Source organism: Streptomyces sp. NPDC005799 (genome assembly GCF_040630525.1).
Classification (GTDB): Bacteria; Actinomycetota; Actinomycetes; order Streptomycetales; family Streptomycetaceae; genus Streptomyces; species Streptomyces griseorubiginosus_B.
Genome location: NZ_JBEXXQ010000045.1, coordinates 78,778 through 85,386, shown reverse-complemented (window position 1 = coordinate 85,386; position 6,609 = coordinate 78,778). Strand labels below are relative to the sequence as shown.

Genomic DNA, 6,609 nt, shown 5'->3' with positions numbered 1-6,609 from the left:
CGTGCGTCCCCCCCCCGCCCCCACACACCCCCCCCCCCCGCCGCCCGCCCTGCCACCCCCCCCTTTTGTATGTTTCTGCGGGGTGTGTTTTTTACGTGACAACTCTCACACTCCTAGAGTTGTCACGTCAACTCCTCCCCGAAAGGGTGCCATGACCCTCCGTATCGGCCTCATCCTCGGCAGCACCAGGCCCGGCCGCCGCGGCGACCAGATCGCCTCCTGGCTCCTCGACACCGCCCGCGCCCACGGCGGCGCCGACTACGAACTCATCGACCTCGCCCACCACGACCTCGGCAACCTGGACGAGCCCGGCAACCCGAACCACCAGCGGTACCAGCACGCCCACACCCGCACATGGGCCGAGCTGATCGACGGTTTCGACGGTTACGTCTTCCTCGTCCCCGAGTACAACCACTCCTTCCCCGGGGCCCTCAAGAACGCCCTGGACTACGTCTACCGGGAGTGGAACGACAAGGCCGCCGGCATCGTGAGCTACGGCGGATGGGCGGCCGGGGTCCGGGCCGCCGAGGCACTGCGGCTCGTCCTGGCCGAACTCCAGATCGCCACGGTCCGCACCCAGCCGGCCATCTCCCTGCTCCCCGCCTTCTCCTCCGGCACCTTCACCCCCGGCGACGGCCTGGCGGCCTCGATCACCACGATGCTCGACCAACTGACCAACTGGTCGAACGCACTGCGCACGGTACGAGGAGTGACGGCGACTGCGACGACCTAGCGAACCTCGGGCGACACGCCTCCATACCGAGGATTCGAGGCGCCAGGGCACCTCCGTGCCGACGACTCAAGACGGCGCCAGGCTCTCTCCAGCCTGGACCTCGACGCGCGGCCCACCAACAGCGGCCGACCTGCCGTCCCGAAAAGCCTGCTCAGGACGCCCGCCCCACCGGAGACCAGGCCGCCCGGCTCAGCCGCGGTCGTGGAGGGTCACCTGGTAACCGTCGGGGTCCGCGAAAGTGAAAGTACGGCCGAACGGCCCGTCGACGGGCGCCGAGACGATCGCCGTACCGGCGGCGGCGAGAGCATCGTGGATGTCCTGAACATCCGTGGCGTGCAGCCACAGCGCCACCCCCCGGCCCGGCAGAGCGATCGCGTCCAGGTCGACGCCCGGGACGACGTCACGGACGGCGAACGCGATCGGCTTGGTGTCGAACACGACAGCGTGCGGCGGTCCTGCGGCGGAGCGCTTCAGCCCCAGGTACTCCTCATAGAAAGCGGCGGAGCGCTCCAGGTCGCGCACCTGCAGTGAAACGAAGTCGGGTCCGGTGACGGCCACGATCCTTACCTCCTGATACATGTCAGTCTTCTGACATCCAGACCGTATGTCAGACTACTGACATGAGTCAAGGTGAGCCCGGAATCGAACTGGACACATCGCTGGGGTACATGCTCAAGGCGGCCGCGAGCGCCCTGCACTCCGCACTGGAGGCCGTGCTGAGTCCGCTGGGCATGACGATCACCCACTACTCCTGCCTGGAGCTGCTTGCCCAGCGACCGGGTCTGTCCAACTCCGAGCTGGCCCGCGGCGCCTTCGTCACCCGGCAGTCGATGAATGTGCTTCTGCAGTCCCTCGAACGCCAGGGACTCGTCATCCGTCCGGCACGAGCACCGGTCGGCAGGGCCCTGCCGACCGAGCTGACCGATCTCGGGCGCCGCCAGCTGGAGGTGGCCAGCGCCGCGGTTCGCCGCGTCGAGCAGAACATGCTGGCCGATCTGGATGCCGACGAACAGGATCAGATGCGGCGCCTGCTCCGCACCTGCATCGCCTCACTCACCGAACCGCCCGCATCGGAGACGTAACCGCTCCGGACCTTCGTCAGGACGCTGCCCCACGCTGTCCCCCTTGGGGCAATCCCGGCTCGCCAACTCGCGGTCTGCGTACGGCCCGTCGGGCGTCGCACCGTGAAGCCAATCCGTGAGCGACTGGGCCGGTGACTGTTCGAGCGGGTCAAGGGCGTGCCGGAGACAGCACGGGCTGGCCGAGCTTGGTGGGGCGAGTGATGGCCGTCTGAATGACGAAGTCCTCGTCGTCAGGGGTGAGCAGGCGGGGACGGCCTCCCGCCCATCGAGGGTTCAGGCAGGCCAGGCCGATCTCGTTGAACCGGTGGATCACATCACGCACCGTGTCCTCGTCGGCCTGCACCAGCTTCGCGATCACGGGAACACGGTTCCCGCCAGCCGAGGCCAGCAACATCATCGCCCGCCGGTAGCGCACCGACTCGTACTGCCCCGGCGCACGATCTGCTGCAGTTTCTGCCCCTCCTGGTCGGTCAGTCGGCGTACACGGACAGGCTCAGCCACCGCGCCTCCAGCGGTCGAATGGACATCACCACCCATCCAACCGCCAGCACCACCAACCAGGCGAACCTACGCGGTCACAGCACTGGCGATGGGCGGTAACCGCGCCGACGGGTCGAGGACCGTTGCCGCACGCCCCCGAAATGCGAGAGGCCCCGGAATCTTCCGGGGCCTCTCACCTGTGTGCACTCGGCAGGATTCGAACCTGCAACCTTCTGATCCGTGGCTCTGTAGAGATCGGTCAACAACGGTCGTACAGGTCGCTGTTCGCTCTCTTGGAGTGGCTGTCGGCCGCGGTCGGCTGCTGGAGTTGCTGTACTCCGCTGCTGTACGCGCTCGGTGCTTTGGTCAGATGGTGTCGATCTGCCAGGCGATCACACCCGTCGATCCTTTGACGCCGTCGACATCGATGCGTACGGGCATCTTGTGCGCGGTGATCCGTTGCTGCACCACTGACTGATCGCATGGCACATCGGCCTTCGGCCCGGTACTCGCCGGCGTGAACGTCAAGCGTGCGTTGCCGCTGCCGATGCACACCAGGTTGAGCTTGTACGACTTGCCCTGGCTCAGCGTGGGCTCTGTGTGGATGCCGTCAGTCACGCGCTCCGCGCCGGCCTCGATCATCGTCCCGCCCTGAACAGCTGCAAGGGCCGCTTGAGCCTGGTCGGTGAGCTTCTTCTCCTGCGTCGTGGTTGTCGTCTGAGACGCGCTCGCCGTGGGCGGTGACGACGTCTTATGGGCGTTCGCACTGCCGCTACCGGAGGTGCACGAGGTCAGCAGCAAAGCCGACGCTGTCACAACGCATCCGGTGAACCAGGCCCGCGGGCTCACATTGGTCATGAGGAGGTTTCCCAGTAGTTCCAACGCTTGGAGCGATGCCCATGGGACACCTTTCCGGTGGACCGCCCCCGTGGCGATCAAGCGCTCGGACACTATGTGATGGGCATGCATGCGACAACTACAACGGTGATGTTCTGAGGAACTTGAGGGTTTCACGTGCTCAGTCCGGCGCCGTGGGACAACAGCAACTCAGGCGAGTAACGGCTTCGAACAGACCGAGCCCGTCGAGCTGGCTCCGCCTGGCCGAGACTCAGTTTGCAGATCGACTTCGCCCAACACGCTTTCCAACTGTGTTGGTGCGTCGCGGGGCCGCGTACAGGGGCGTTCACCTGCGTTCACGGTCGGCTGGTCGTCGGAGCGGCTACGGGCTTCCGTCCGGCCTGAACGCCCACGAACGGCGCTGAATGAGACGGAAACTGAGACGGACGGCGGGGCCGGGCTCGCTGGCATCTTCGCTGTTGAAGGGGGAGCCATGGCGCTGGTCCGAAAGGGATCACGACGGATCGTTGTCGACGGCACGGCCTACCGCTGGCGACTGCGACGCAGACCGACGTACTGCCAGGGCCTGGCCTGGTCGCCGTGCACGTTCGCGGTCGAGCATGCGGACACGCCGGGCATGACGCTCCTCGTCACCACCACCCAGCCGCATCCGAGCAACTGGATAGGGCGCGAGGCTCAGCCTGTATTGCCATCCGGTGTTGCCGCGGCTGTTCGGCTTGCCATGCGTGAGGGTTGGACACCGACGGCACCGGGCTCCGCGTTCCGCCTCGACCAGTCCGCCGGCTTCACACCCTCGTCTTGAGCCGTGTAGAGAGTGAGCACCGCTTTAAGGAGCGAGGTTGGGCAATCGTGGGCGGGACCTGGGGATTCCCCAGCCTGATCGAGGCGGCCGGAGCGCACCTCCTTGAACCCCAGTTCCCCGTGAGTTCCCGTCCGTTCTGGCACGAGAGTGGCACGGCCCGTGGACCGTGCCACGACTCCTCGATGCGCCGGTGGGCTGTACAGCGCTCCGTCCACGTCCGGAGTTCAGGTATGCCTACCCCGGTACCTGCTGTTTCCTGGCAGGGCCCCGGGCGCCTGTGGTGCGAGCTGTCCTGCCCCGCCTCTGGCGACGCACACCATCACCTCTCCAGTCCGCAACAGACCAAGGATGCAACCGGCGCTCAACCACCAATAGAAGGCTGAGAATGCATGCACAGAGGTTGCCGAATTTACGAAAATTACAGCAAATAGGGCGAGAGTGAAAAAATTGAGCGTCAGTAGCGGCCAGCCCGAGTCTGTTTTTGCCCGATTTAGTTTCTGCCAGGTCGTTCTTGGTATTTGAGTAGGGTGCGGGCTAAAGCGGCGCTTGATCTCGCCCACGAAAGATCGCTGTGTCATGGGGCACATGGAACAGCGGGAGATAACTCCTACACAAGCCCAAGAAGCATGAGGGATGGCACCGAACCGGTCGTCTCGGTCGGTGCTGCGCCCGTGGCGACGTCTTTGATCCTCTCAGCCCACCACCTACCCCAGCTCCCGTCCCGTCCGCCGTCGACCCACACACCGTGGAGCAGGCGTGGTTCATGGCGTCCAGGTGGAGCGCGCCACTGTACGAACGACCTGGACGCCATGGGCCGCGTCTGCTCGGCTCTGCCTGGGTCGACGGTGGTCAGGATGGGAGCACCCCGCGCACGCCATTACGGGCCCGCGGGCGGGTACGGCGCCCCCTCCATCCCGGTGCCGGCCGATCCCCCGCCGGAGGCATCGTCTTGACCGTGGGCCGCGCTATGCGGTGATCGCCTCATGGCCACGGGCCCTATCCACGTGTGGGCGCGCGTCGGCTCAGCGCGGGCGGAGCGGGCCGGAGACAGGAGCGGCGCCCGCAGCGGAGCCGGGAGCGCGCCCGGCGGAGCGGAGCGCAGCCGGGGCTTGAACCCGTAGAGAAAGTTGTAACTCACTCGGACTTGTGGGGCCTCTCGATTGATGGCTGAAGTGCTCCCCTCAGTTGCGCGGCAGGGCGTCACGGCAAGTGCTCGGCGACGGGGTGCGGTTCATACTCAGAGAGTGGACATACGGGTGAAGACCTTTGTGGCTGAGGCTCGAAGCCGGTTCGACCTCTCCCTGGAGGGGCTTGGGTTCTCCGGCCCGGAAGTCGATCAGGGACGGGGTGGTTACCCGTTGGTGCTGAGCGTCCGATACTGCCGCGGCGACGTGACCGTTGAGACGACCTTGATATTGGCGTACATGGGTGAGGAGTACGTCCACACACAACTGCGATGGGCTCAAGCTCCACCGGACATGGATCGCTGTGTCGAGGTGGGTGCCAACACCGCCCACACTGGGTACCAGATGCGCCGAGCTCTTGACCGGCATGCCGAAGCCGTTCCCGTCTTGCTCAAACACCCGGATCGAACCAACTGAACTGACTGCCGTGATGCGCGGTGCGGTGGGCGAGCGGGACGAAGAGGACGGGCCGGATCGTCCAGGTGATGCGGGTGTTGGCCTGGGTGATCGACACCGTGCAGGGCTCAGCGCGTAGGAGGGCCCGCCGTGTCTCGACGCGGCCGTTGTAGAGCCAGTCCCATGCCTCTTCGGATGCGTCGGCATCGAGGGCCGGTGGGATGGTGCGCAGGGTGACAGCAACCCATCTGCCCGCCTGGGGCGCCGTGTAGGCGTCGATGGATGCTCGCCGTGGCCGAGGAGGAGATCACCAAGTACGTCGCGTCTCTGGTCAAGGTCCCAAAGCCTCGTCGCCGTCGGATCAAGCCGTGGTCCGTCGTCGAGGCCGGACGTTTCCTCGCCGATTCCGTGGCGCGCGAAGTTCCACTGTTCGCAGCCTGGGTCCTGGTGCTCTGCCTCGGCCTCCGCCGAGGCGAAGTCCTCGGACTGACCTGGAAGTCCATCGACTTCGAAAGCGGTGAGCTGTACGTCGATCACCAGATCCAGCGCGCGGGCCGTCAAATCCTTCATCGGGAGACCAAGACCGAGGAGTCGGACGACTTCCTTCCCCTCCCTGAGTTCTGCCTCAGGGCGCTCCGCATGCGCCGCGCCCAGCAGACCGGTGACCAGAAGGCGGCCGGGGAACTCTGGCAGGACACCCGCGGCCTGGTCTTCACGACGAAGTGCGGGACGCCGATCGAACCCGGCAACCTCACCCGCATGTTCGCCCTGCGTGCCCGCCGCGCCGGCCTCCGGGTCATCCCGCTCCGGAACACCCGGCACACGTGTAGCTCGCTGCTCGTCGCTCTCAAGGTCCACCCGAAGGTTGCTCAGCGCATCCTCCGGCACTCGCAGATCGCCATGACGATGGAGGTCTACGCGGAAGCGAGCGAGGAAGAGGTGCGGGCCGCCCTCGGCAAGCTGTCCGCCGCGATGGGCGGCACCGACACCGACGCCAACAGCGACACCGACTGATCTCGACCCGTTGCTGTACTTCGCTGCTGTACGGCACGACAAAGCCCCCTCCGGGATGAT

The 6,609-nt window shown here is 66.1% G+C and carries 5 protein-coding genes and 3 pseudogenes; 4 read left to right on the top strand and 4 right to left on the bottom strand.

Annotated elements, in window-relative coordinates; translation table 11 throughout:
- Nucleotides 1-151 precede the first annotated feature (151 nt).
- A complete protein-coding gene (locus ABZ453_RS35720; RefSeq protein WP_359021699.1) occupies nt 152-733 on the top strand; it encodes an NAD(P)H-dependent oxidoreductase in 582 nt (193 codons plus the stop codon).
- Nucleotides 734-922: 189 nt separating this feature from the next.
- Here the strand turns inward: ABZ453_RS35720 and ABZ453_RS35715 are convergent, their stop codons facing one another.
- Nucleotides 923-1,291 (bottom strand): VOC family protein, encoded by a 369-nt coding sequence (locus ABZ453_RS35715; RefSeq protein ID WP_359021697.1) that lies wholly within the window; start codon nt 1,289-1,291, stop codon nt 923-925.
- Between the two features lie 62 nt (nt 1,292-1,353).
- On the opposite strand from ABZ453_RS35715, the gene ABZ453_RS35710 reads away from it, so the two are divergent.
- Nucleotides 1,354-1,815 (top strand): MarR family transcriptional regulator, encoded by a 462-nt coding sequence (locus ABZ453_RS35710; RefSeq protein WP_359021695.1) that lies wholly within the window; start codon nt 1,354-1,356, stop codon nt 1,813-1,815.
- A gap of 172 nt (nt 1,816-1,987) precedes the next feature.
- Here ABZ453_RS35710 and ABZ453_RS35705 read toward each other — a convergent pair.
- Nucleotides 1,988-2,316, bottom strand: a pseudogene (locus tag ABZ453_RS35705) (helix-turn-helix domain-containing protein); the annotation flags it as partial.
- A gap of 345 nt (nt 2,317-2,661) precedes the next feature.
- Complete coding sequence (locus ABZ453_RS35700) at nt 2,662-3,153, bottom strand: hypothetical protein (RefSeq protein ID WP_359021693.1); 492 nt, start codon at nt 3,151-3,153, stop codon at nt 2,662-2,664.
- 472 nt (nt 3,154-3,625) lie between these two features.
- On the opposite strand from ABZ453_RS35700, the gene ABZ453_RS35695 reads away from it, so the two are divergent.
- Complete coding sequence (locus ABZ453_RS35695) at nt 3,626-3,955, top strand: hypothetical protein (protein WP_359021691.1); 330 nt, start codon at nt 3,626-3,628, stop codon at nt 3,953-3,955.
- Nucleotides 3,956-5,530: 1,575 nt separating this feature from the next.
- Here the strand turns inward: ABZ453_RS35695 and ABZ453_RS35690 are convergent.
- A pseudogene (locus ABZ453_RS35690) lies at nt 5,531-5,824 on the bottom strand (hypothetical protein); the annotation flags it as partial.
- Between ABZ453_RS35690 and ABZ453_RS35685 the strand changes: the two are divergent.
- A pseudogene (locus tag ABZ453_RS35685) lies at nt 5,824-6,549 on the top strand (site-specific integrase); the annotation flags it as partial. The pseudogenes ABZ453_RS35690 and ABZ453_RS35685 overlap by 1 nt on opposite strands.
- Nucleotides 6,550-6,609: the final 60 nt, after the last annotated feature.

Excerpts from the sequence above, each read along its gene's own strand:
- ABZ453_RS35700 (WP_359021693.1), bottom strand. The coding sequence starts at position 3,153 with ATGACCAATGTGAGCCCGCGGGCCTGGTTCACCGGATGCGTTGTGACA.
- ABZ453_RS35710 (WP_359021695.1), top strand. The coding sequence starts at position 1,354 with ATGAGTCAAGGTGAGCCCGGAATCGAACTGGACACATCGCTGGGGTAC.
- ABZ453_RS35720 (WP_359021699.1), top strand. The coding sequence starts at position 152 with ATGACCCTCCGTATCGGCCTCATCCTCGGCAGCACCAGGCCCGGCCGC.
- ABZ453_RS35695 (WP_359021691.1), top strand. The coding sequence starts at position 3,626 with ATGGCGCTGGTCCGAAAGGGATCACGACGGATCGTTGTCGACGGCACG.